Raw genomic sequence first — 23566 nt, 5'->3', positions numbered from 1 at the left:
GACAGTTGAATGCTCTATCTGATCGCCGAGTGGCTGGGTTTTGAAGGCGTATTCAATCTCGTACGCTACCAGACCTTTCGCGCCGGCGCGACGCTGATCACCGCGCTCTTTCTCGGGCTGATCATCGGTCCGCGCTTCATCAATCTTCTTCGCGTGCGCCAGGGCAAGGGCCAGCCGATCCGTGCCGATGGCCCGCAGTCGCACCAGGCCAAGGTCGGCACGCCGACCATGGGCGGTCTGATGATCCTGATCGCGCTGACCGTCTCGCTCCTCTTGTGGATGGACCCGCGCAATCCCTTCGTCTGGGCTTGCCTCGCCGTCACCGCAGGCTTCGGCCTGATCGGTTTCATGGATGATTATGACAAGGTCACGAAGGCCAGTCACAAGGGCGTATCGGGCAAGACCCGCCTGCTGTTCGAGTTCATCATCGCAGGCGCTGCCGCCTATATCATCGTCGATCAGGTCAACACCGACCTTTACGTGCCATTCCTGAGCAACGTCGCGATCCCGCTTGGTCCCTTCTACTATCTCTTTGCCGCGACGCTGATTGTCGGCTTCGGCAATGCCGTGAACCTGACGGATGGACTGGACGGACTTGCAATCATGCCGGTGATCATCGCGGCGGGCACATTCGCGCTGATCGCCTATCTCGTCGGGCGCGTCGATTATTCCGAGTATCTCGGCATTCCGCATGTCCCCGGCGCTGGCGAGTTGGCGATTTTCTGCGCCGCGATCATGGGTGGCGGCCTCGCATTCCTCTGGTTCAACGCGCCGCCCGCTGCGGTTTTCATGGGTGACACCGGAAGCCTTGCCCTTGGCGGAGCGCTCGGCGCAGTCGCGGTTGCCAGCCATCACGAGATCGTGCTGCTGATCGTCGGTGGCCTGTTCGTCGCCGAAACCGCCAGCGTCATCATCCAGGTCTTCTGGTTCAAGCGCACCGGCAAGCGCATCTTCCGCATGGCGCCGATCCACCACCATTTCGAACAGCTCGGCTGGAGCGAGAGCAAGGTCGTGATCCGCTTCTGGATCATCTCCATCGTCCTCGCCATGGCCGGTCTCGCCACGCTCAAGCTGAGGTGACGGGCGTCTCGTGATCACTTCCTCCGCCTTCGCCGGAAAGAAATATGCAGTCCTCGGTCTCGCGCGCTCCGGCGCAGCGGCGGTCGAGAGCTTGCTCGCGAGCGGTGCCGAGGTGCTTGCGTGGGACCGGCAGGAAAACGCGCGCGAACCGTTCGAGGGGCGGGTGACGCTCGCCGATCCGCTCGAAGCCGATCTGACCGGTTTCGACGGCGTTGTGGTCTCGCCCGGTGTTCCGCTCAACACCCACCCGATTGCGCCGCATGCCGAGCGCTTCGGCGTTCCGGTGATCGGCGATATCGAGCTGTTTGCGCTCGCCCGCGCGGCCCTGCCGCTGCACAAGGTGGTCGGCATCACTGGCACCAACGGCAAGAGCACGACGACTGCGCTTGTGCATCACATCCTGAAAGAGGCGGGAATCCCCGCGCTGATGGGCGGCAATATCGGCCTGCCCATCCTTGGGCAGGAGCCCCTGCCGGAAGGCGGGGTCTATGTGCTCGAACTGTCGAGCTATCAGATTGACCTCACGCGTTCGCTCGCATGCGATGCAGCGGCCTTGCTCAACATCACGCCGGATCATCTCGACCGCTATGACGGCAATTTCGAGAAATATGCCTTTTCGAAAGGCCGTCTCTTCTCCATGCAATCGGTCAGCCAGTTCGCGGTATTCGGTAACGGTGATCCGACAACCCGCGCGATCTACGAGGTCGAGCGGCAACGTCGACCCTCGGGCAAGGTGGCGATCGCAGACGAAAGCGAACTTGAGGCAATGCAGGCCGACTGGCTCGGTCTGCAGGGGCCTCACAACCTTGAGAATGCAACCGTTGCGGTCGCGCTGGTGGAGGCTCTGGGCGTCGGGCGCTCGCAATGGGAAGCTGCGCTCAAGGCCTTCAGCGGCTTGCCGCACCGGATGGAGCGAGTGACCGAACACGAGGGCGTGCTTTTCATCAACGACAGCAAGGCAACCAATCCGGATAGCACCGCACCTGCACTTGCCGCCTACCCGCCCGATCCTGCGATCAATAGCGGTGCGCCGCGGATCCACTGGATCGTGGGTGGTCTGCCCAAGGAAGACGGACTCGGCCCTTGCGAGCAGCACCTTGGCAATATTGCCCATGCTTACACTATCGGTGAGGCGGGGCCGCGCTTCGCAGAATTGCTTGAGCCTCACGTGCCCGTTACCCGCGCCGAACTGCTTTGCGAAGCCGTACGCGCAGCGATGGAAAATGCGCGCGCCGGTGATGTCATCCTCCTATCGCCCGCCTGCGCCAGCTTCGATCAGTTCCGGGACTACGAGAGGCGCGGAGAGCATTTTCGCCAGGTCGTCGGCGCGTTGACCGGTGCTTCCGAAGAGATTCAGGCTGCTCTTGCGCAAGGTGGCAGCGTATGAGCAGCCAACCAATCTATGTTTCGAAGCGCAAGGCGAGCCAGCAGCGCAATCGCGACTGGCGTAAGGTCTGGCGGGAAGAGCTAAAGATCTGGTGGCGCGAGATCGACAAGGTCCTGCTGGGACTCGTCGGCATATTGATGGTGCTCGGCACGGCTGCCGTTGCAGCAGCTTCGCCTGCGAGCGCCGACCGGCTCTCCACGGCAGAGGTCACGCTCGACGAGTTCCTGTTCCTGAAACAGCATATCGTCTGGCAGGTCCTTGGCCTCGGCGCGATGTTCTTCGGCTCGCTGCTACGGATCGACGATGCGCGCAGGCTGGGTATTCTACTGGCCGGAGCCATGTTGTTCTTCCTCGTGCTTGTGCCGATTTTCGGCACAGAGAAAAACGGTTCCGTGCGCTGGATTGATATCGGTTTCTCCTTCCAGCCGAGCGAGTTTCTGAAGCCCGGCTTTGCGATCCTGCTGGCCTGGGTGCTGACCTGGCGACTGCGCGATCCCAACATGCCCGTGCTGGCCGTGGTCTCCGGGATCATGGGCCTGGTTGCTGCGCTGCTGATGCTTCAGCCCAATCTCGGCGCAACGCTGCTGTTCGGCGGGGTGTGGTTCGTGCTGATCCTGCTTTCGGGCGTTTCGGTGCAGCGGATCAGCGCACTCGTCGGCGCGGGCGTGGTCGGGCTCACCGCAGCCTATTTCCTCTATGACAACGCCCGCCACCGGATCGACGATTTTCTCGGCGGAGGAACCGCATTCGACCAGGTCGACCTCGCCGAACGGACCCTGCTGGCAGGCGGCTGGACGGGTAGCGGGCTGTGGCTCGGCATTCGCAAGATGAACCTGCCCGAAGCGCATACCGATTACATTTTCTCGGTAATCGGCGAGGAGTTCGGCTTGCTGATGTGCGCGGTCATCGTGCTCCTCTACCTCGCGATCTTGCTGCGCGTATTGTTGCGCCTGTTCGACGAGGACAATCTGTTCGTCCTGCTCGCAGGCGCCGGTCTCGCCGCCCAAGTCGGCGGGCAGGCGTTCATCAATATTCTCGTCAATCTGCAGCTATTCCCATCGAAGGGGATGACATTGCCGCTGGTAAGCTATGGCGGGTCTTCCACAATCGCCGTCTGCCTCACCATCGGACTGTTGCTGGCCATCACGCGCCGCAATCCCTACCTCCAGCGCGAAACGCCCGGCCTGATCGACATGCTGGGCAAGAAGGAGGACGAGCGATGAGCGGTGACACACCCAATGGCGCGGGGCGGCACTACGTGCTCGCCGCAGGCGGCACTGGCGGACACCTGATCCCCGCCTTCGCGCTTGCGACCGAGCTTGAGCGGCGCGGCCATCATGTCGCGCTGATCACCGACGAGCGTGGCGCGGAGATCCCGGGAAAGCCCGAATTCCTCCCTGCACATGTCATTCCGGCGGGCCGCTTCGGCAAGAACCCGCTCGGCTGGATCAAGGGCGTGAAAGCCTTGTGGGAAGGGCGCGGCATGGCACTGCGCCTCTTCGAAAGCTTTGCGCCGAGCGCCGTGGTCGGCTTCGGCGGCTATCCCGCCATGCCCGCGATGCTCGCGTCGACTTCGGCCGGCATTCCGACGATCGTGCATGAACAGAACGCCGTGCTGGGCCGGGTCAATCGACTGATGGCTGGGCGCGTGCAGGCGATCGCGACATCCTATCCCGATGTCGAACGGCTCAAGGAACAGCATCTTTCCAAGACGCATCTGGTCGGCAATCCGGTCCGCCCGGAAGTGCTTGCCCTCCGCAAGGAGGATTTTCCGCCGCTGACCGAAGACGGCATCCTGCGCGTACTCGTGACAGGCGGCAGCCAGGGCGCGCGGATTCTTTCGGAAGTAATCCCCGATGGTCTGGCCATGCTGCAGCCGGCGCTTCGCCAGCGCCTGCAGGTTACGCAGCAATGTCGGCCCGAAGATCTCGACCGCGTTCGCGACCGCTATCGCAATCACGACATTCCCGCTGAACTCGGCACCTATTTCGAGGATATGGAAACGCGCCTCGCCGATTGTCACCTTTTCATCGGGCGCGCCGGTGCCTCGACGATTGCCGAGCTGACCGCGGTCGGTCGTCCGGCGATCCTGATCCCGCTGCCCATCGCGACCGACGATCACCAGGCGGCCAACACGCGCGAGATCGTCAAGGCGGGCGGCGCGCGCATGATCCGCCAGCCGCAGTCGACGATCAAGATGCCCGAAGGCGACAGCGACGCCGCCAACGCCCTTCGCAAGCGGCAATCCGACACGTTCCAGAAACTCGCCAAGGATATTTCGCGTCAGATCATGGCGCTCGCCCAGAAGCCGCAATCGCTCGCCAATGCGGCGCATGCCTCGTGGAATTGTGGACGGCCTGATGCGGCGAAGGACCTCGCCGATCTCGTCGAAAGCTTCGGCGGGGCCGAGATGATGGATGTGATCCGCGTCGGCGGAAACAATGCGCGCGGGGCAAGCCAGGGCGAAGCCGTGGGGCAGGGCGCAACTCGGGGAATGCACAAATGAAGGGTGTCGGCACAGACATCGGCGTAATCCACTTCGTCGGCATCGGCGGTATCGGCATGTCAGGAATTGCGGAGGTGATGAACAACCTCGGCTACACGGTGCAGGGCAGCGATATTTCGGAAAGCCCGAGCGTCGAGCGGCTGCGCGCCCGCGGCATCTCGGTCCATATCGGACACGCGAAGGAGAATGTCGAAGGCGCAGCGGTGGTCGTGACGTCGACTGCGGTAAAGCGGACCAATCCGGAAGTCGCGCATGCGCTGGAAAATCGCATTCCCGTGGTGCGCCGTGCGGAAATGCTGGCAGAACTCATGCGGCTCAAGTCGACGGTCGCGGTCGCGGGCACACATGGCAAGACGACGACGACGAGCATGATCGCCGCACTGCTCGATGCAGGCGGGGTCGATCCGACCGTGATCAATGGCGGCATCATCGAACAGTATGGTTCGAATGCGCGGCTGGGCGATTCCGACTGGATGGTCGTCGAGGCTGACGAAAGCGACGGCAGTTTCCTGCGGCTCGACGGGACCATCGCCGTCGTCACCAATATCGATCCCGAGCATCTCGACCATTACGGCGATTTCGACGGGGTGAAGCGCGCCTTCGTCGAATTCATTCACAACGTGCCATTCTACGGCGCGGCGATCATGTGCATCGACCATCCCGAAGTGCAGGCCGTCGTGGGGCAGGTGCGCGACCGGCGGGTCATCACCTATGGCTTTTCGCTCCAGGCCGACATCTGCGGCGTCAACGTGCGGCCCGATGCCGGGGGCAATGTCTTCGATGTTATCGTTCGCCAGCGCGGAGAAGAGGATCGCCGCATCGAAGGCGTGAAGCTCCCCATGCCCGGACGGCACAATGTCCAGAATGCGCTCGCCGCCATCGCGGTCTCGATCGAGATGGGCTGCGGCGATGACGTCATCCGCAGCGGGTTCGGCCAGTTCGGCGGCGTCCGGCGGCGGTTCACGAAGGTTGGCACCGTACCTGTGGAAGGCGGCGCTGCGACCATCATCGATGACTACGCCCACCACCCGGTCGAAATTCGTGCCGTGCTTGGCGCAGCACGCGAAGCGGCGGAGGCAGGCGGGCAAGGCCGCGTGATCGCAGTCGCACAGCCGCACCGCTACACCCGCCTCAAGGATCTGATGGACGAGTTCCAGTCCTGCTTCAACGAAGCCGACCAGGTCTATGTCACACCGGTCTATGCAGCTGGTGAGGACCCGATCGATGGCGTCGATGCCGATGCGCTCGTCGCCGGGCTCAAGTCGCGCGGGCATCGCTCCGCTGCGACCATTCCCGATCAGGAGGCACTCGCGAACACCCTCGCCGGGGAAATCGGGCCGGGAGACATCGTGGTGTGTCTGGGCGCTGGCGACATCACCAAATGGGCTGCCGACCTTGCCGATAACATTGCGAAAGAACGCGCCGCATGACGATGACGCAGCCCGACAATGAATGGTTCACCGATAGCGGGGCTGCGCCCGATTGTTCGGTCGACGGCGCGGTGGAAGCACCAGTGCCTGCCGGCCATGTCCGAGGCAAGCTTACGCCCAACGCACCGCTCGCAAAGCTGGTGTGGTTCAAGAGCGGCGGCGCGGCAGATTGGCTGTTCGAACCCGCCGATCTCGACGATCTGCGCGAGTTTCTCGATCGGCTGGAGGACGGCACTCCGGTCATGGCGCTGGGCCTTGGTTCGAACATGATCGTGCGCGACGGCGGTGTGCCGGGCGTCGTGATCAAGCTCGGCAAGCCTTTCAGCGAAGTCGAAATCCGTGAAGGCAATGTCGTCGCCTGTGGCGCGGGCGCGCATGGTATCCTCGTTTCTTCCACCGCGCGCGATGCCGGTATCGCAGGACTGGAATTCCTGCGCGGCATTCCCGGCACGGTCGGCGGCTTCGTGCGGATGAACGGCGGGGCCTATGGCCGCGAGGTGTCCGACATCCTGATCGATTGCGACGTGATCCTGCCGGGGGGCGAACTCGTCACCCTTCCGGTGAGCGATCTGCAATACAGCTACCGCCATTCGGCCTTGCCCGATGGCGCGGTGGTCGTTTCAGCGAGGTTCCAGGGCACGCCCGGCGATCCGCAAGAAATCGGTGCCGAGATGGACCGCATTGCGCAGGCGCGCGAGGACTCGCAGCCGCTGCGCACCAAGACCGGCGGATCGACTTTCAAGAACCCGCCGGGCCAGAAGGCGTGGCAGCTGGTCGATGAAGCCGGATGTCGCGGCCTGAGGATGGGCGGCGCGCAGGTTTCGGAGAAGCACACCAATTTCCTCATCAATACAGGGGATGCGACCAGCGCCGACATCGAGGGGCTGGGCGAGGAAGTGAAACGCCGGGTTTACAAGAAATCGGGCGTTCAACTCGAATGGGAAATTCAACGCGTGGGGCGGCCTTAGGAACATGCATATGGCAAGCCTCCCCAAGCTACACGTCGCCGTCCTGATGGGCGGCTGGGCGCATGAGCGCGAAGTCTCCCTGATGAGCGGCAAGGGCGTTGCCGACGCGCTCGAAAGCCGCGGGCATCAGGTCACGCGGATCGACATGGATCGCCAGGTCGCCGCGCGCATTGCCGAGGCGGCGCCCGATGTTGTCTTCAACGCGCTTCACGGCGTGCCGGGTGAAGACGGCACGGTGCAGGGCATGCTCGATCTGATGGGCGTGCCATATACGCATTCCGGCCTCGCGACCTCGGTCATCGCGATCGACAAGGAACTGACCAAGCAGGCACTGGTGCCCAAGGGCATTCCGATGCCGGGCGGGCGGATCGTGAAGTCGGAAGAGCTTTTCGAACGGGACCCGATCGCGCGGCCCTATGTCCTTAAACCGGTCAATGAAGGCTCCTCGGTCGGCGTCGCGATCGTCACCGACGACAGCAATTACGGCAACCCGATCGGGCGCGATGTCGCCGGCCCGTGGCAGGAGTTCCGACAGTTGCTCGCCGAACCCTTCATCAAGGGGCGCGAGATGACGACGGCGGTCATCGACACGCCCGATGGACCCCGCGCGCTTGGCGTGACCGAACTGATCGTGAAATCGGGTTTCTACGATTACGAGAACAAATACACAGACGGAAAGACCGAACACGTCTGCCCGGCGAAAATCCCTGCCGAGATCGCCGCGCTGTGCGAGGACTATGCCCTTCGCGCGCATCAGGCGCTCGGATGCAAGGGCACAAGCCGCACCGACTTTCGCTGGGACGATGAACAGGGCGAAGATGGCCTGTTCGTGCTCGAAACCAATACGCAGCCCGGCATGACGCCATTGAGCCTCGTGCCCGAGCAGGCGAAGCATGCGGGCATGGAGTATGCGGACCTGGTCGAAGCGATCGTGGCCGATGCGCTGCGCCGCTTCGCTCCGGAAAAGCTCGAGGGGGGTAGCAATGGCGACGATTAAGCGCGGATCGAAGGGGGTTCGCCGCGCTGCGAAAGCGAACAGCCGCGCCAATACCGCGCGCAAGGCGAAGGCGAAGACGAGCGGCTTTCTCGATGGCGCGATGGCGCTGCTGCCCTTCACCGAGGAGCAGCTGCAGCGGATTTTCCTAGCCATCATTTTGGGCGGCGGGGTTGCGCTCGCGTGGTTCGTCGCAACGCTCGCTGGCGTTCCCGCGATGGCGCAGGCGCAGGTCGCGAACCTTGCCTCCGATGCCGGTTTCGAGGTGAAGCACGTGCGCGTGTCGGGCGTCGAGCGAATGAACGAGATGGCGGTGTATGAGCGGGTGTTCTCGCAGCATCGCGAAGAACCCATGCCGTTGGTCGATCTCGAGGAGCTGCGCGAAGGGCTGCTCGAAATGGCCTGGGTCAAAGATGCGCGGGTCTCGCGCCAATTGCCCGCGACGCTCGCCATCGATATCGTCGAGCGGGAGCCGCATGCCGTCCTCGAAAAGCCCGACCGGCTGATGCTGATCGATGGCGAAGGTGTGGAACTGGAGCCGGTATCGGCTGAGCGCGCAAAGGACATGCTGCAGATTTCGGGGCCGGGGGCGGCGCGGCAGGTGGCTGCACTCGACAGCGTGCTCGAAGCGGCACCGGCGCTGCGTTCGCAAGTGAAGGCCGCCGAATGGGTTGGCAACCGGCGCTGGAACCTGACCTTCAAGACCGGACAGATATTGGCCTTGCCGCAAGGCGATGAGGAAGCGGCCACCGCGCTGATCAAGTTCGCGCGGGTAGACGGCCAGAACCGCTTGCTCGGCGGCAAGGTAGCGACATTCGATATGCGCGCACCGCCGCGCCTCTACATGCGCATTCCGGGTCGCGCCGAACAGGTGCTGGGCGAGGGGGAGGCACACTGATGGCAACCACCCGTTACAGCAAGGTGATCGGGGCGGTTAATACCGGCTCATTCCGCATTTCGGCGATGATCATGGGGATCAACGAAAGCGGCGAACTGCAGGTGCTGGGCAGCGGCCACCGCGCCAGCCAGGGCATAAAGCGTGGCTATGTCACCGATATGGCGGCGGCGACCTATGCCATTCGCGATGCGGTGGAGCGGGCCGAGAAAAACGCCGGAACCAGCGTTCAGAGCGTCTGGATCGGCTGCAGCGGCGCGGGCCTCAATAGCGAGGTTTCGACCGTCGATATCGAGATCGGCGGAAGGCGGATCGAGGAGGAGGATATCGATCACCTGCTCGGTGCGGCGCGGGACAGCCTCCAGCCGAACGGGCGCATGGTGCTTCATGCGCAACCTGCACATTTCACGCTCGACGGCGCGCATGGAGTTGCCAATCCCAAGGGCCTGCATGCAGAGCGCCTTGGTGTCGACGTCCACGTAATGCTCGCCGATGGAGCACCTGTCCGCAATCTCACCGAGGCGGTTCAGAATGCCCATCTGGAGGTCGAGGCGGTCGTCGCAGCGCCGCTTGCCGCAGGGCTTGCCTGTCTCTCGGAAGAAGAGCGCGATCTCGGCGTGGCGATGGTCGAGATTGGCGGAGATGTCACCAATGTCGCGGTTTATGCCGGCGGCATGCTGCTGGGGCTCGAGGCGCTCAATTTCGGGTCTTCGGACATTACCGACGCGATCGCCTCCGCCATCGGCATCCGGCGCTTTCAGGCGGAGCGGCTCAAATGCGTCGCAGGCTCGGCGATTTCCAGCCCGAGCGATCACCGCGAAATGGTGCCGATCCACGGTCCCGGGGATGATGCTGTGACCGCAGTGGCGCGCGGTGCCGATGACAACAACCGGATCGCCCGGGCCGAACTGGTTTCTATCGTGACCGGCAAGCTTTCAGGCCTGAGCACCGAAATTCATCGCGCGCTCAAGGGAATGGGCTTCTCCGGCGCGAATGGCGGGCAGGTCGTGCTCACCGGCGGCGGTGCCGAATTGGCGGGGCTGGCCGACTATATGCAAAGCGCGCTCGGTATGCCGGTGCGGGTCGGTCGCCCGCCTTCGCTGACCGGCCTGCCAGAGGCGCATTCGACTCCGGGATTTGCGACGCTGGCTGGCCTGTGCCTTTACGCGGCGGAAGATCCGGTCGACATCCGCTCGATCGGTCCCAGTTACCAGCAAAGTTTCAGCTACAGTGGCAGCAAGGCGCTGAGTCGTGTTTTCAGGGCGCTGAAGGAGTATTTTTGAACCGATCGCGCCTTTATGGGTCTGTATTGAGAGAACAGAGTATTTTAACCACTGTGGATAAGGGATTAGGCGGTATCAACGGCGCAAAGCATCTGTGCCAGAGTAACGCCGAATTAACTGGGGCCTGTTGCGCCCGGAGGACGAGTAAATGAGCATCAATATCGGACCGGCAGCGACTGAAGACATGAGGCCGAAGATCACGGTCATCGGGATCGGCGGTGCGGGCGGCAATGCGATCGCGAACATGATCGACGCCGAGATCGAAGGCGTGGATTTCATCGTGGCCAATACCGATGCGCAGGCGCTCAGCAATTCGGCGGCGGAGAAGCGTATCCAGCTCGGCCCCGATATCACCGGCGGCCTGGGTGCCGGCGCACGGCCCGAAGTGGGCAAGGCAGCGGCCGAGGAAACCGTGGCCGAGATCGAGGACGCGCTCGAAGGCGTGAACATGGTCTTCATCGCGGCTGGCATGGGCGGCGGCACCGGAACCGGCGCAGCGCCCGTCATCGCAGAGGCTGCACGGCGCAAGGGCGTACTGACGGTCGGCGTCGTGACCAAGCCGTTCCTGTTCGAAGGCACGCGCCGGATGCGCGCTGCGGAATCGGGCATCGACGAGCTGCAGAAGCACGTCGATACGCTGATCGTCATTCCCAACCAGAACCTGTTCCTGGTCGCCAAGGCGGAGACCACCTTCAAGGAAGCTTTCCAGCTCGCCGATGAAGTGCTGCAGCAGGGCGTCCGCTCGATCACCGATCTCATGGTGATGCCGGGCCTCATCAACCTGGACTTTGCCGACGTGCGTTCGGTGATGAGCGAAATGGGCAAGGCCATGATGGGCACCGGCGAAGGCGAAGGCGAGAACCGCGCGCTCGAAGCTGCGGAACGCGCGATCGCCAACCCGCTGCTTGATGGGGTCAGCATGCAGGGCGCCAAGGGTGTCATCATCTCGATCATCGGCGGCGAGGACATGCGCCTGCTCGAAGTGGACGAGGCGGCAAATCACATTCGCGAACTGGTCGACGAAGATGCCAACATCATCTGGGGTTCGGCCTTCAACCCCGATCTCGACGGGACCATTCGCGTGTCGGTCGTTGCGACCGGTATAGAAGCCAGTGCCTCAGGCGAAATGAGCCACAGCGCGCCCGTTTCGCTCGGTGGCTCGCGCGCGCCCAAGCGCCCTGTGCTGGAATTGCCATCGGAAAGCGAAGCGACCGACGAGCCGGACAGCTCCGACGAGCCGCTTGAACTCGCTGCACAGGCAGATCACGAACCGGCTTCCTACGAGTCCGCTCACGAACCCGGGTCCGCGGACGAAGCGGAAGATCAGCCGTTCGATCTCACCGGCATGCAGGCCGGTGACGACATGGGCGAAGAAGAGGACGAGGATGACGATGTCGACGGCATTGTCGATCCGCTCGCCGGTCTCCGCAACGCAGAGGACGATGACTTCGGCGACAGCGGCATGGCCGACCCTGCCGATGACAGCACCTATGCTGCCCCGGCAGAGAACGAAGGCTTTTCCGACGATGCGGGCAATGGCGATACACTCGATCTGACGTCCGACATGTCGTCAGGCGGTGGCGAGGCAACTCCCGCCCAGGACGATCTGCTTGGCGATGCAGACCGCCTTGCCGCCGAGGACCAGCCGATTCAGCCCGCTGGCGGTCGCCGTCGCGGTTTGCTCGGCGGGAGCGCGAGTGAGGATGCCACTGGCACCTCCGACAGCTCGGGCGGTGGTAGCAGTGGCGGAAGTTCGGGTGGAGCGCCAACCGGGAGCACGCTGTTCGAACGCATGGCCAACCTCTCGCGCGGGTCGAGCATGGATCGCGAAGATGATGAGGAAGAGGATGAAGAAGAGGCGAACAGCCCCTCGCTCAGCATTCCGCGCTTCCTTGGACGGCAGAACAACCAGTAACAGGCGCGCGGGTCGACAGGGCGGACGGTCCGTTCGTCCCGGATTAAGGCGGCTTCCTGTAGCAACTCGCGTCAAGATGCCCCATTTCGGATTCGTGACTCAATCCAGGCCTTCTTTCCGCGGCAATGCCTGCGCGCGTTTCGCATCCATAGCTGCGATGGCCGGCGTTCTAGCGATTGTGCCGGCCGCCGCACTGGCACAATCTGATGGTTCGGTTTCGCGGGAAGTCGTTCAGCCGACGCCGACTCCTGAAGTCCAGAGCCTGAACTCTGCGCTTTCGCGGCTCGCGCGCAATTCGCGTGACGTTAGCGCGCTCGTCGATGCTGGTACGGCATCGCTCAAGGTCGGCGACCTCGACGCGTCGATGGGCTTTTTCGGCCGCGCCCTGGAACTTTCGCCGAACAATGCCCGGGCGAAGATGGGAATGGCGGCGGTCATGGTGCGCTCCGATCGCCCGATCGACGCACTTCGCCTTTTTGCGGAGGCCGAACAGGCCGGGGCTAGCGCCGAAGAGGTCGAAGCAGAGCGGGCGCTCGCTTACGATCTGGTCGGCAATAATGAAGAAGCGCAAGCAAGCTATCGCGCGGTGCTGAGCCGGAGAGAGGATCCTGAAACCACGCAGCGGCTCGCCATCAGCCAGGCTATCGCGGGCGATCGGGAGGGCTTCGAACAGACTCTCCTGCCCTTGCTTCAGAAGCAGAACCTGGCGGCCTATCGCGCGCGGGCGTTCGGCCTCGCCATTCTCGGTGACGTGGATGAGGCGAGTTCCATTGCCAATGCCGTGATGCCGAAGGATCTGGCCAGCCGCATAGCGCCTTATCTTGCCTATATGCCGCGGCTGACCAGGTCGCAGCAGGCAGCAGCTGCAAATCTCGGTATTTTTCCCCGCGCTGCCGCCATCGGCCGGGATGATCCGCGCATTGCGCAATATGCGAGTTCGGCCGCCCCGGCCGCATCGCGAGCGGCGGATCGCCTCGCTCCGCAAGGCGCGCCGCTCAATTCCTCGGCGAGCGACACCCGCAAGACCAATGGTGGCGACAGCACCCGCTCGCGGCGAACCGCCTCCCGGCCTCAACGGGAAGGTGCAGGTCCAGGACGAGCGACCTCGAACGCAGTAACCTCCGGCTCAACCACACCGGCAGCGCCGGCGGCGACATCATCCCGGAGCGAGCTACCCGCCGTGGCGCAGGACAGTCGCCTCGCCGCCGTTGCCCGCGAACAGACCGATACGCCCTCGCAGTCTGACACGCCGCGCCCGTCGGTCTCGACCTTCGATCTTGCGCGCGTCGATAGCGCGAATCAGCAGCAGTCGACGCAGATCCAAGCGCAACCCCAGACCCAACCGGTCGTCGAGCGGCGCCAAAGCGTCGCCGATGCATTTTCGGGACTCGCCTCATCAACCGGCTCCGGTTCTTCCCGTGCGAGGGCAGGCGCGGTCGATATCACGTCGATAGAGGTGCCGCGTGAAGCGCCGCCCGAACCCAAGCAGCCGGCGAAGCCCGAACCGCCCAAGCATCCCAGTCGCTACTGGGTACAGGTGGCGACAGGGCGTGACCGTTCGGCTTTGCGATTCGACTGGCGGCGATTCGCTCGCAAGGCACCGGATCTGCTCGGCGACTTCGAGCCGCACGTGGTGACCTGGGGTCAGGCCAATCGCCTCCTTGCAGGGCCAGTGTCCTCCGACAAGGCGGCGCGCGATCTCGTTACCGCGCTCAAGGCGGAAGGGCTCGACAGCTTCACCTATACCAGCCCGGAAGGCGAAGAAATTACCGTACTTCAGTAATTTAGCCGGTTTCGATTACCATCTTTACACAGGCTTTGAACAAGCCAGATCGGTTCTCCCCAGCCGCCGCCGGTTGTCCCATTGCGCTGAAGGCTCGGGTCGATGCATCTCGTCAATCAATGCAAATCGAAAGCCCCCTTTCATGAGACTGCGCGAACAGCAGTACACCGCGGACAACGATGCCGCGCCGATCGAAATGCTGACCGCGCTGTTCGAAGCGCGTGGCTGGCCGTGCGAGATGATCTCCGACGAAGAGGTTTCGGGCGAAGTGCAGGGCAGCTGGGCCAAGTACCAGCTGCGCGCGATCTGGCGCGGAGAGGATAACGTTCTGCAGTTGCTGTGCCTGCCCGACATCCGGGTGGCGAAAGAGAAGCGCGGCGATGCGTATGAGTTGCTCTCGCTGGTCAACGAGCAGATGTGGCTCGGTCACTTCGACATCTGGTCGAATGGCGACATGTTGCTTTATCGTCATGGCGCCTTGCTGGGTGACGAAGGCTTGCTGAGTATCGCCCAGGCGCAGGCGTTGGCCGAGACCGCGATCGAGGAGTGCGACCGCTTCTATCCGGCATTCCAGTTCGTGCTGTGGGGTGACAAGGATCCGCGCGCCGCGCTCGAAAGCGCCATGGTCGACGCCGCCGGAGAGGCTTGAGCCATTCTGCGCCTTCTGTAGGAGGGCGGGCATGGATATTCTCGTTTATGGTTATGGAAAGATGGCCTCGGCAATGGTCGAGGGCTGGTTGCGCGCAGGGATGGACCCGGCGCGCATCATCGCGTTCAATCCCCGTGAAAAGGAGGTCGCCGAGGGCGTCACGCTGACGACCGAGGTGCCCGAGCGCCACTTCGATGCGGTCCTGCTGGGCTTCAAGCCGCATATGCTGGGCGACATCGCGCCGGAAATGCAGCCCTGCATCGGTCCGGAAACCGTGGTGCTTTCTATCCTGGCAGGGCTGGAACTGGACACGATCGCTTCGGCCTTTCCCGAAGCCGGCGGCTGGGTGCGCTTCATGCCCAATCTCGCGGTCGCGCTGGGCAAGTCACCCAATCTGCTGGCTGCGCGCGGGCTGTCGGACGGCCAGCGTGAAGACGTCACCCGCCTCGCCGATATGCTCGGAAGTGCCGAGTGGCTGGGCGGCGAAGAGCATTTCGACCTTGCCACGGCTCTCTCGGGATCAGGTCCGGCCTTCGTTTATCGCTTCATCGATGCGTTGTCCGCCGCGGGACAGCAGTTGGGCCTGGAGCAGGGGCTCTCGGACCGGCTGGCGCTGGGCATGGTCGAGGGCGCCGTATCGCTCGCAGCCGAAGCGCCCTATTCGCCCGGCGAATTGGCCGACCGGGTGGCCAGCCCCGGCGGGATGACGCGCGAGGGCATGAATGTGCTCGACGATGACAAGGCATTGGAAAAGCTGCTAGTTTCCATGCTGAAGGCCACGGCGGACAAGGGTTCGGAACTTGCTGCGAAGGCGCGCGGCGAGGGTTAATCGGTTGCAAGGAATGCAATCCGGTTTCTCTTGAAAATACTCGCCAAAATCCCGATATTGCCAATCAACGGCGCTGGTTTTGCGCCCGCTATTTGGAGTGGACAACACAATGGCTGATTGGAACGATACCCAGCGGACCCAGCAGGGTTTCGGCTCGGTTCCGCGCACCGGCGGAGAGCTCGCCGGGGGCGTGACATTCGACGAGGGTCTGCGCAAGCACATGCTCTCGATCTACAATTACATGACCTCGGGCGTGCTGCTTACCGGCATCGTCGCGCTGCTGACCGCGCGTTCGGGCCTCGCCGTGCAATTTGCCAGCGGCCCGCTGATGTGGCTGGTGGCGCTTTCGCCGCTTGCTGTCGTTTTCGCGATGAGCTTCGGCGCGAACAAGTTCAGCAAATCGACGCTGCAGATGATGTTCTGGGGCTTTGCGGTGCTGATGGGTCTGTCGCTTTCGACGATCTTCCTCGTCTATACCGGCGGTTCGATCGCGGCGACATTCTTCGCGACTTCGGCGGCGTTCGCCGGGCTTAGCCTGTACGGCTACACCACCAAGAAGAACCTGTCCGCGATGGGCAGCTTCCTCATCATGGGTGTAATTGGCCTGATCGTCGCCAGCTTGCTCAACATGTGGCTCCAGTCGCCTGCGCTGTATTACGCGGTCGGCTTCATCGGCGTGCTGATCTTCGCCGGTCTGACCGCATATGACACGCAGCGCCTGAAGAACGAGTACAGCTATTATCGCGGTACCGAGTTTGCCGGAAAGGCCGTCATCCTCGGTGCGCTGAGTCTGTACCTCGACTTCATCAACATGTTCCTCTTCCTGCTGCGCTTCATGGGTTCGCGCGAGTGATCGCGCACCGGTAATCGCACATAAGAGTCATTCTATCGATGCCCGGAAGGCCACGTGCTTTCCGGGCATTTTCTTTGTCGGCCAATGGTTCTAGGCCCTCGCTTAATCACGGGGCAATGCTCGCTATGGCATGCTGCCCCAATGGGTCGAGTGGAAAGGATCGCGCGATGGGCGCTGTAAACGGGTCGAAACTGAGAATTATCACGGTTGCTGCGGGTGTCGCTGCACTGGCTGCCTGCGCAACGCCGCCCCCGCCACCGCCTCCGCCGCCTCCTCCACCGCCGCCTCCGGCACAGGTCATTCCGCCGCGGCCCACGCCGCCGCTCGGCGCGACGCCGACCATGGCGATCCCGCAGATGGGCATGAACGGTGTGCGCCAGACGGTCAACGCCAATATCAGCGCGACGCAGCGGCTCTGGAATGTGCGCTCCGGTCTGAATGTGGCGGCGCTCAATTGTCAGAACGCGCGCCACGGCTCGCTGGTCGACAATTACTCGGCGTTCCTCACCACGCATTCGCGCGAGCTTTCGCGGGCGAACACGACGCTGCAACGCGAGTACCGCGAACAGCATGGCCGCAGCTATCGCGATGTGCAGGACACCTACATGACGCAAGTGTACAACTACTTCGCGTTGCCGCCCGCCCTGCCGCAGTTCTGCGATGTTGCGCTCGAAATCAGCAACGAGTTGCTCGCCGTTCCAAAGGGGGAACTGAGCGCATTCGCCGAACAGGCGCTGCCGCGCATGGAAGCGGTGTTCGAGAATTTCTTCAGCTCATACGAGCGGTATCGCACCAATCTGGCCGCGTGGGATTCGCGCTATGGATCGCAGCCTTCCTCCGGCATGTATGGCGCGGCTTCGAACACCGGCGCGATAACTAACGGATCGACGATGGAAGCGAATTACGGCTCTGGAACGTCCTCCAGCAGCCCCGCAATCACTACCCAGACGCCTCCTGCCAGCCAAGCGACGGGAGTGACTTACGGGCCGATCTCGGGTGGCGGCGAAACTGCTCCTTTGATCCAGCCCGATGTCGTTGATCCGGCGGGGATCGCTCCCGAAGCGGCGGCTTCCGACACCATGCAGGCAATCGATACGGCCCCCGCGACGACGCCATCGGGCGACCAGCCGCAGTTCGTATCGAATCCCGTGGTGCAGACGCCCGAAGGCGATGAACAGGCAGAATGAATCCGGCTTGGCAGCGGGTGCGCTTTTTCGCTAGAACGCGCATCCGCCGGACGGGGCCGTAGCTCAGTTGGGAGAGCGCGTCGTTCGCAATGACGAGGTCAGCGGTTCGATTCCGCTCGGCTCCACCACCGGCATCCTCACAATTCAGCTTACCGTTGCATTCGCAGATGCGGATGCCTAACGCCCGAAACGCGCATCGGTAACGGGAATGCGGTGCGGGTGATGCGTCACCCAATTCCGCAGCTGTCCCTGCAACTGTAAGCGGCGAGCGGCTGGTTCAGACATGCCACTGAGAGATTTCTCGGGAAGGCGAACCGGCAGCAGCGACCCGTGAGCCAGGAGACCGACCGGAGCGCGTCGCTCTTGCCGGGCTCAGGGATTGGCCAGGCGCGAATGACTTTCGTCGAGCGACATTGGTTGGGCCTTGCGGCGTGATCCGCAGGGCCTGTCGCTTTGTGACGGGAGTTTGAAATTGAAGAAAGTTTTGTTGTGCGGCGCGGCCATTGCGGCGCTTGGCTCGAGCGCGGGCGCATTGGCTCAGGAGAGCGACAAAGGCGTCTGCTACATTATCGACAGCGAGCCCGGTGAAGAGCAGCTGCTCTGCTATCCGGGCAAGCGCATCCTGGTGTCCGGTAGCCGGTCAGGTGGGCTGAGGCTGGATGATTATACCGGCGCCAGCACCGTGCTCGATAGCGAAACGCTCGAACAGCGCCAGGTCCGCGATGTGGCGGAGGTTTTGCGCGATGTTCCCGGTGTCGCGGTCAGCGGCATCGCCGGCCAGACCCAGATCCGCCTGCGAGGAAGCGAGGGGAACCATGTCCTCGTGCTGGTCGACGGGATCGAGGTTTCCGATCCCTTCGGGGGCGAGTTCGACTTCGGCACATTGCAGGCGGAACCCGGCGGCTATGTCGAGGTGCTGCGCGGTCCGCAGTCGGCGCTCTATGGCTCGGACGCGATCGGCGGCGTGGTCGCCTACCAGAGCGGCACGCACCGGGGTGTCACCGGACGGATAGAGGCAGGCACGCAAGGCACGCTAAACGGGGCTGCGCGCTATGGTGCGATGGGAACCGGCTGGGATGTTTCGCTGTCCGCGGTCGCCGTAACGACGGACGGCGAGCCCAATGCGATCGGCGGTGCGCGTGATATCGGCCGCGACAGCTACACGCTTTCGGGCAAGGGCTCGGTAGCGGTCGGCGATACGCTGACACTGCGCGGCGTGGCCCGCTACATCCGCACCGAAGGCGATTATAATGAGCAGGATTTCGATCCGGCGAGTCCGACCTTCGGCTATGTGATCGACAGCCCCGACACCACGTATGAGAACGAGGCGATCTATGCGCTCGCTGGCGTAAACCTCGCGACTTTCGACGGGCGATGGACACATGATCTGTCGGCGCAGATCGCCGATATCACTCGCGATACCTTCGGCCTGTTCGGAAGGACGTCGGGTAGCGAAGGTGACCGGCTCAAGGCATCCTATGTCTCGGCTCTGCAATTCGCTGACATGCATCACCTGACTTTCGCTGCGGATTGGGAGCGAGAGCGCTTCCGCAACACCGATCCCTTCGGCTTTGCCTTTGGCGGACGCGAAGAAATCGAGAATGTCGGGCTGGTCGGGGAATATCGCTATGACGGCGAGCGGTTCGATCTCTCCGCCGCTCTCCGCCACGATATCAACGACCGTTTCGCGAACGAGACGACGTATCGCATCGGCGCCGGCTACCGGATATTCGAGGATACGCGGCTGCGCGCCTCGATCGGATCCGGGATCAAGAACCCGGGTTTCTACGAGTTGTTCGGTTTCATCGATGGTCGATTCATCGGCAATGCGGACTTGAGACCGGAGAAATCGACCGGCTGGGAAGTGGGCGTGGATCAGGACTTCGCGAATGGCGATATTCGCCTCTCCGCCACTTGGTTCGACAGCGAGCTCGAGAACGAGATTTTCACCGACTATCCCGCGCCGACCTTCGTGGCGACGCCAGCCAATCGCGATACAGAATCGTCTCGCAAGGGACTGGAACTGAGCGCCAGTGCGCGGCTTGCCGAGACCGTTACTCTCGACGCTGCTTACACCTGGCTCGATGCCGAGGAAGATGGCGTGACCGAAGTTCGGCGCCCCTCGCACATCGCATCGGCAGCCCTCAACTGGACTGCGGCCGATGACAGCGCCAGCGCCACGCTGGTCGTGCGTCACAATGGCGCGGCAGAAGACCTCGCCTTCACCGACCCCAGTTTCATTCCTGTGCGGGTCACGCTCGAAGAGTATACGCTGGTCAATCTCGCGGCGACTTACCGGTTGAGCGAGCGTTTCGAACTGTTCGGACGCGTCGAAAACCTGCTCGATGATCGTTACCAGCAGGTCTTCAGCTTCGTCAGCCCGGGCCGATCGGCGGTGCTCGGATTGCGGGCCAGTTTCTGAACGCGCACCAAAACACTCGCAAAACAGCGGGGGAATGCATAGATGCGCGGCTATGCATTTCCTCGACCAGGCCAAGATCTATCTGAAATCGGGCGCAGGCGGCCCCGGCGCGGTGAGTTTTCGCCGTGAGAAGTACGTCGAATACGGCGGACCCGACGGCGGTGACGGCGGCAAGGGCGGCGACGTCGTGTTCGAGGCGGTGCAGGGCCTCAACACACTGATCGACTTTCGCTACGCGCAGCATTTCAAGGCGGCGCGCGGCGGCCACGGCATGGGCAAGGACCGCACCGGCGCCGGGGCCAAGGACCTGGTGATCAAGGTGCCCGTCGGGACGCAGGTGCTTTCCGAAGACAAGGAAGAAGTGCTTGCCGACTTCACCGAGGTCGGACAGCGTGTCGTGTTCCTCGAAGGCGGCATGGGTGGCCGCGGCAACGCGAGCTACAAGAGCGCAACCAACCGCGCGCCGCGCCAGCACCAGCCGGGCATGCCGGGCGAGGAGATGTGGGTGTGGCTGCGGCTCAAGCTGCTTGCCGACGTCGGCCTGCTTGGCCTGCCCAATGCGGGCAAATCGACTTTCATCAATCAGGTGTCCAATGCCAAGGCGAAGGTCGGGCATTACGCCTTCACTACGCTAATCCCCAAGCTCGGCGTCGTTCGCCACAAGGGGCGCGAGTTCGTGCTTGCCGACATCCCCGGACTGATCGAGGGCGCTGCCGAAGGAGCTGGAATCGGCGACCGGTTCCTCGGCCATATCGAGCGCTGCCGCGTGCTCATTCACCTCGTGGATATTGCCGGCGACGATCCGGCCGAGGCCTTCAGAACCGTCAATGACGAACTCGCCGCCTATGGCGAGGGACTGGCCGAGAAGCCGCAGATCGTCGCGCTCAACAAGCTCGACCTTGCTGACGAGGAACTGGCCGAGGCCTTTGCGGAGGAATTGAAGGCGGCGGGCGCTGCCGATGTATTCCCCATTTCCGGAGCTACGGGCGAAGGGCTCGAGGCGCTGCTCGACGCAGTGCTCGGCTATTTGCCCGAACGCACCGGCACCGAAACCAAGGGTCAGGCGGTTGAAAGCGCGGACGGTGAAGGCGCTGACGGCGAAGGCGAGTGGTCGCCCATTTGAGCCCGCTTCACTTCGCCAGCCTATCTCTATAAGTGCGAGGCAACATGCAGATCGAAACTCTCCTGGATTTCCGCGACATCGAGAAATGTCCGCGGCTGGTCATCAAGCTTGGTTCCGCCCTTCTCGTCGACAAGGAGGGCATGCTGCGGCGCGACTGGTTGCGCACGGTGGCGATGGAAATCGCCGGCGCGCGGCAGCGTGGACAGGAAATCATCGTCGTCTGCTCGGGCTCGGTAGCTCTGGGTGCGGCCATGCTGGACCTGCCGGCAGGCGGGCGCGAAACGCTGGCCCATGCGCAGGCTTCGGCCTCGGTCGGTCAGGTCGTGCTTGCCGCGACATGGGCGCAACTGCTCAGGGAGCATGACGTGCTCGCCGGACAGATGCTGCTTACGCTCGATGATCTGGAAGGACGCAGGCGTTACCTCAACGCGGCAGCCACGATACGCCAGCTGCTCCAGAGCGGCGTTGTGCCGATCATCAACGAAAACGATTCGATCGCGACGAGCGAAATCCGCTTTGGCGATAACGATCGGCTGGCGGCGCGCGTGGCGCAGGCCGCATCGGCGCAAGGGGTGCTGCTCCTGAGCGACGTCGACGGCCTATATGACCGCCATCCCGACGATCCCGACGCCGAGAGGGTCGAGGCGATCCGCGGCGTCACCGACGAAATCCACGATATGGCTACCGGCGGTTCGAGTTCCGGCATGGGCTCCGGCGGCATGACCTCCAAACTGCTCGCCGCCGAAATCGCCGAGCGTGCGGGCATCGCGCTGGCCATCGTCAACGGCACGCCCGACATTCCGATCGGACGTGCGCTGGCAGCGAACACCGGCACACTCTTTCTGCCAAAGCGCGACGACAGCGCCTTCAAGAGCTGGATCGGCGGCCGTTTGCGTTTCAACGGTTCGCTCACGGTGGATGATGGCTGCATAGAAGCGCTCAAGAACGGCAAGAGCCTGCTTGCCGCCGGTATCATCGAGGTTACCGGCGATTTCGAGCGCGGGGACGTGATTGCGATCAAGGACAAGGAAGGGCGCATGGTCGCCAAGGGCATGTCCGAATACGACTATGACGAGGCCGACGCGATCAAGGGCCTGCGTTCCGACCAGGTTGCCGACCGGCTCGGCCACCTGCCACGCTCGGCCGTGATACACAGAGATCAGCTGGTCATCCTGTGAGCGGAGCGCCGCCGATCGCCATTACGGGCGGGACCGGCTTTGTCGGGCAGGCCGTGCTCGAACGGGCTGCGGGCCTCCCGGTCAAGGCGATCACAAGGCGCGACCAGCCACCGCGCGACAATGTAAAATGGATTGCCGGTGATCTGCGGGACGAAGCGGCGCTTGGCGCGCTGGCCGAAGGGTCGCGCGCGCTGATCCATATTGCGGGACTGACCAATACCCCTGACCCTTCAGCTTTCCACGATGCCAATGTCGCAGGGACGCAGCGCGTTATCGACGCCGCAAAGCACGCTGGTACGAAGCGCTTTGTCTTTGTCTCCTCGCTCTCTGCGCGAAAGCCGGAACTGTCGCGCTACGGCGCGTCCAAGGCAGAGGCCGAGGAACTGGTCAAGGCTAGCGGGCTCGACTGGACCATCGTGAGGCCGCCCGGTGTCTATGGCCCGCGCGACGTCGATTATCTGGAGATGTTCAGGACCGCGCGGTTCGGCTTCGTGCCGCTGCCGCCGGGTGGGGCGAGCTCGATCATCCACGTCGACGATCTCGCACGTCTGCTGCTCGACCTGGTCGATGCGCAGCCCGCGCTCGTTCGCAAAAAGACCTTCGAACCCGACGATGCGCGCGAAGGCGGCTGGAGCCACAAGGAACTCGCCACGGAAATCGGTCGCGCGGTTGGCCGCAAGGTTTTCGCGCCGCATTTGCCGCGCTCCGTGCTCGATGTCGCGGCTACGGCGGACCGCATGTTGCGCGGCGACAAGGCGAAGCTGACGGCCGACCGGGTCGGCTATATGGCGCACCCCAACTGGGTCGCACGCTCCGATCGAAAAGTGCCCGAAGCAATCTGGACGCCGCAGATCAGCGGAGAGGAAGGCCTCGCAAAGACCGCGCGCTGGTATCGCGAGCAGGGCTGGCTGTGAATCGACGCATCCTGTTCGGCTACATGCGGGCCATCGGGATCTGGTTTGCAATTGGCATGGCGCTCGACCTCATCAGTGTCGCGATCGGCGGTCCCTGGGTGGATCCGCTCAACATCGCTATCTGGGCTTGCGTCTGGCCCGGATTGATGATGCTGGTCACCTGGGATTAG

At 63.3% G+C, this 23566-nt stretch carries 20 protein-coding genes, 1 tRNA gene and 1 riboswitch; all 21 genes read left to right on the top strand.

Annotated elements, in window-relative coordinates; translation table 11 throughout:
* Positions 1 to 9: 9 nt before the first annotated feature.
* The 21 genes from mraY (at position 10) to CCE89_RS15220 (ending at position 23566) form a co-directional block, all read left to right on the top strand.
* Entirely contained in the window at positions 10 to 1080 is a 1071-nt protein-coding gene (gene mraY, locus CCE89_RS02950; protein ID WP_086436519.1) for a phospho-N-acetylmuramoyl-pentapeptide-transferase, read from the top strand.
* Positions 1081 to 1090: 10 nt separating this feature from the next.
* Positions 1091 to 2467, top strand: coding sequence for a UDP-N-acetylmuramoyl-L-alanine--D-glutamate ligase (gene murD / locus CCE89_RS02945; RefSeq protein ID WP_086436518.1), 1377 nt, complete (start codon positions 1091 to 1093; stop codon positions 2465 to 2467).
* The gene (locus CCE89_RS02940; RefSeq protein WP_086436517.1) at positions 2464 to 3690 is read left to right on the top strand and encodes an FtsW/RodA/SpoVE family cell cycle protein; all 1227 of its coding nucleotides are present in this window, start codon (positions 2464 to 2466) and stop codon (positions 3688 to 3690) included. Before murD ends, CCE89_RS02940 begins: the two co-directional genes overlap by 4 nt.
* Complete coding sequence (murG, locus tag CCE89_RS02935) at positions 3687 to 4973, top strand: undecaprenyldiphospho-muramoylpentapeptide beta-N-acetylglucosaminyltransferase (RefSeq protein WP_086436516.1); 1287 nt, start codon at positions 3687 to 3689, stop codon at positions 4971 to 4973. The genes CCE89_RS02940 and murG overlap by 4 nt, the downstream gene beginning before the upstream one ends.
* Entirely contained in the window at positions 4970 to 6403 is a 1434-nt protein-coding gene (gene murC, locus CCE89_RS02930; RefSeq protein WP_086436515.1) for a UDP-N-acetylmuramate--L-alanine ligase, read from the top strand. The genes murG and murC overlap by 4 nt, the downstream gene beginning before the upstream one ends.
* Complete coding sequence (gene murB / locus CCE89_RS02925) at positions 6400 to 7371, top strand: UDP-N-acetylmuramate dehydrogenase (protein WP_086436514.1); 972 nt, start codon at positions 6400 to 6402, stop codon at positions 7369 to 7371. Before murC ends, murB begins: the two co-directional genes overlap by 4 nt.
* A 10-nt stretch (positions 7372 to 7381) precedes the next feature.
* Positions 7382 to 8368: a D-alanine--D-alanine ligase gene (locus CCE89_RS02920; protein ID WP_086436513.1), complete on the top strand. Its 987-nt coding sequence runs from the start codon at positions 7382 to 7384 to the stop codon at positions 8366 to 8368.
* A complete protein-coding gene (locus CCE89_RS02915) occupies positions 8355 to 9263 on the top strand; it encodes a cell division protein FtsQ/DivIB (RefSeq protein ID WP_086436512.1) in 909 nt (302 codons plus the stop codon). Before CCE89_RS02920 ends, CCE89_RS02915 begins: the two co-directional genes overlap by 14 nt.
* Positions 9263 to 10543 carry a cell division protein FtsA gene (gene ftsA, locus CCE89_RS02910; protein WP_086436511.1) on the top strand — a complete coding sequence of 427 codons (1281 nt, stop codon included), beginning with the start codon at positions 9263 to 9265 and terminating at the stop codon, positions 10541 to 10543. The genes CCE89_RS02915 and ftsA overlap by 1 nt, the downstream gene beginning before the upstream one ends.
* Positions 10544 to 10691: 148 nt before the next feature.
* Positions 10692 to 12458, top strand: coding sequence for a cell division protein FtsZ (gene ftsZ / locus CCE89_RS02905; RefSeq protein ID WP_086436510.1), 1767 nt, complete (start codon positions 10692 to 10694; stop codon positions 12456 to 12458).
* Positions 12459 to 12615: 157 nt separating this feature from the next.
* On the top strand, positions 12616 to 14241 hold the full coding sequence (locus CCE89_RS02900) for an SPOR domain-containing protein (RefSeq protein WP_234989911.1): 1626 nt from the start codon (positions 12616 to 12618) through the stop codon (positions 14239 to 14241).
* A gap of 142 nt (positions 14242 to 14383) precedes the next feature.
* Complete coding sequence (locus CCE89_RS02895; protein WP_086436508.1) at positions 14384 to 14890, top strand: type III secretion system chaperone family protein; 507 nt, start codon at positions 14384 to 14386, stop codon at positions 14888 to 14890.
* A 31-nt stretch (positions 14891 to 14921) separates the two neighbouring features.
* Entirely contained in the window at positions 14922 to 15719 is a 798-nt protein-coding gene (locus CCE89_RS02890) for a pyrroline-5-carboxylate reductase family protein (protein ID WP_086436507.1), read from the top strand.
* Positions 15720 to 15828: 109 nt separating this feature from the next.
* The gene (locus CCE89_RS02885) at positions 15829 to 16572 is read left to right on the top strand and encodes a Bax inhibitor-1/YccA family protein (RefSeq protein WP_086436506.1); all 744 of its coding nucleotides are present in this window, start codon (positions 15829 to 15831) and stop codon (positions 16570 to 16572) included.
* 167 nt (positions 16573 to 16739) lie between these two features.
* Complete coding sequence (locus tag CCE89_RS02875; protein WP_159456571.1) at positions 16740 to 17759, top strand: hypothetical protein; 1020 nt, start codon at positions 16740 to 16742, stop codon at positions 17757 to 17759.
* Between the two features lie 52 nt (positions 17760 to 17811).
* A tRNA-Ala gene (locus tag CCE89_RS02870) sits at positions 17812 to 17887 on the top strand.
* Positions 17888 to 17939: 52 nt separating this feature from the next.
* Positions 17940 to 18125, top strand: a riboswitch (cobalamin riboswitch).
* A 106-nt stretch (positions 18126 to 18231) separates the two neighbouring features.
* Positions 18232 to 20181 (top strand): TonB-dependent receptor plug domain-containing protein, encoded by a 1950-nt coding sequence (locus CCE89_RS02865; RefSeq protein WP_234989910.1) that lies wholly within the window; start codon positions 18232 to 18234, stop codon positions 20179 to 20181.
* Between the two features lie 52 nt (positions 20182 to 20233).
* Entirely contained in the window at positions 20234 to 21304 is a 1071-nt protein-coding gene (gene obgE, locus CCE89_RS02860; protein WP_086436502.1) for a GTPase ObgE, read from the top strand.
* 44 nt (positions 21305 to 21348) lie between these two features.
* Positions 21349 to 22482, top strand: coding sequence for a glutamate 5-kinase (gene proB / locus CCE89_RS02855; protein ID WP_086436501.1), 1134 nt, complete (start codon positions 21349 to 21351; stop codon positions 22480 to 22482).
* A complete protein-coding gene (locus tag CCE89_RS02850; protein ID WP_086436500.1) occupies positions 22479 to 23396 on the top strand; it encodes an NAD-dependent epimerase/dehydratase family protein in 918 nt (305 codons plus the stop codon). Before proB ends, CCE89_RS02850 begins: the two co-directional genes overlap by 4 nt.
* Positions 23393 to 23566, top strand: a complete 174-nt coding sequence (locus CCE89_RS15220; protein WP_159456570.1) for a hypothetical protein — start codon at positions 23393 to 23395, stop codon at positions 23564 to 23566. The genes CCE89_RS02850 and CCE89_RS15220 overlap by 4 nt, the downstream gene beginning before the upstream one ends.

Origin of the sequence: Altererythrobacter xiamenensis (assembly GCF_900177715.1) — a bacterium.
Classification (GTDB): Bacteria; Pseudomonadota; Alphaproteobacteria; order Sphingomonadales; family Sphingomonadaceae; genus Erythrobacter; species Erythrobacter xiamenensis.
The sequence above is the reverse complement of the archived record's forward strand: the minus strand, read 5'-3'. Positions and strand labels throughout refer to the sequence as shown.